Annotated in this window: 1 rRNA gene; it reads right to left on the minus strand. The window is 51.9% G+C overall.

Features of this window, described 5'->3' with window-relative positions:
* Nucleotides 1-50 precede the first annotated feature (50 nt).
* Nucleotides 51-1,593, minus strand: a 16S ribosomal RNA gene (locus tag AU511_RS16800).
* Between the last annotated feature and the right edge of the window lie 157 nt (nt 1,594-1,750).

Consider the following 1,750-nt stretch of genomic DNA (forward strand, 5'->3'; position numbering starts at 1 on the left):
CTTTTTCATCAGACAATCTGTGTGAGCACTTCACTAGCACTTCACTTTGGTAAGGAGGTGATCCAACCGCAGGTTCCCCTACGGTTACCTTGTTACGACTTCACCCCAGTCATGAATCACAAAGTGGTAAGCGCCCTCCCGAAGGTTAAGCTACCTACTTCTTTTGCAACCCACTCCCATGGTGTGACGGGCGGTGTGTACAAGGCCCGGGAACGTATTCACCGTAGCATTCTGATCTACGATTACTAGCGATTCCGACTTCATGGAGTCGAGTTGCAGACTCCAATCCGGACTACGACGCACTTTATGAGGTCCGCTTACTCTCGCAAGTTCGCTTCTCTTTGTATGCGCCATTGTAGCACGTGTGTAGCCCTACTCGTAAGGGCCATGATGACTTGACGTCATCCCCACCTTCCTCCGGTTTATCACCGGCAGTCTCCTTTGAGTTCCCACCATTACGTGCTGGCAACAAAGGATAAGGGTTGCGCTCGTTGCGGGACTTAACCCAACATTTCACAACACGAGCTGACGACAGCCATGCAGCACCTGTCTCAGAGTTCCCGAAGGCACCAAGGCATCTCTGCCAAGTTCTCTGGATGTCAAGAGTAGGTAAGGTTCTTCGCGTTGCATCGAATTAAACCACATGCTCCACCGCTTGTGCGGGCCCCCGTCAATTCATTTGAGTTTTAACCTTGCGGCCGTACTCCCCAGGCGGTCGACTTAACGCGTTAGCTCCGGAAGCCACAGTTCAAGACCGCAACCTCCAAGTCGACATCGTTTACAGCGTGGACTACCAGGGTATCTAATCCTGTTTGCTCCCCACGCTTTCGCACCTGAGCGTCAGTCTTTGTCCAGGGGGCCGCCTTCGCCACCGGTATTCCTCCAGATCTCTACGCATTTCACCGCTACACCTGGAATTCTACCCCCCTCTACAAGACTCTAGCTTGCCAGTTTCAAATGCAGTTCCCAAGTTAAGCTCGGGGATTTCACATCTGACTTAACAAACCGCCTGCGTGCGCTTTACGCCCAGTCATTCCGATTAACGCTTGCACCCTCCGTATTACCGCGGCTGCTGGCACGGAGTTAGCCGGTGCTTCTTCTGCGGGTAACGTCAATCAGCGAACGTATTAAGTTCACTGCCTTCCTCCCCGCTGAAAGTACTTTACAACCCGAAGGCCTTCTTCATACACGCGGCATGGCTGCATCAGGGTTTCCCCCATTGTGCAATATTCCCCACTGCTGCCTCCCGTAGGAGTCTGGACCGTGTCTCAGTTCCAGTGTGGCTGGTCATCCTCTCAGACCAGCTAGAGATCGTCGCCTAGGTGGGCCTTTACCCCGCCTACTAGCTAATCCCATCTGGGTTCATCCGATGGTGTGAGGCCCGAAGGTCCCCCACTTTGGTCTTGCGACGTTATGCGGTATTAGCTACCGTTTCCAGTAGTTATCCCCCTCCATCAGGCAGATCCCCAGACATTACTCACCCGTCCGCCGCTCGCCGGCAAGGAAGCAAGCTTCCTTCCGCTGCCGCTCGACTTGCATGTGTTAGGCCTGCCGCCAGCGTTCAATCTGAGCCATGATCAAACTCTTCAATTAAAAGCTTGATTTGCTAAGTTAATAGCGATGCTCAAAGAATTTACTGTTCATTCGTAATGAATTAACTGTTGTTCACTCTTCAAGACTTTTTCGTATCTAGTTGCGATAGTGTCTTGTGAGTGCCCACACAGATTGTCTGATTAAATTGTTAAAGAGC

The sequence above is a fragment of the Lonsdalea iberica genome (assembly GCF_002111585.1).
Lineage (GTDB): Bacteria > Pseudomonadota > Gammaproteobacteria > Enterobacterales > Enterobacteriaceae > Lonsdalea > Lonsdalea iberica.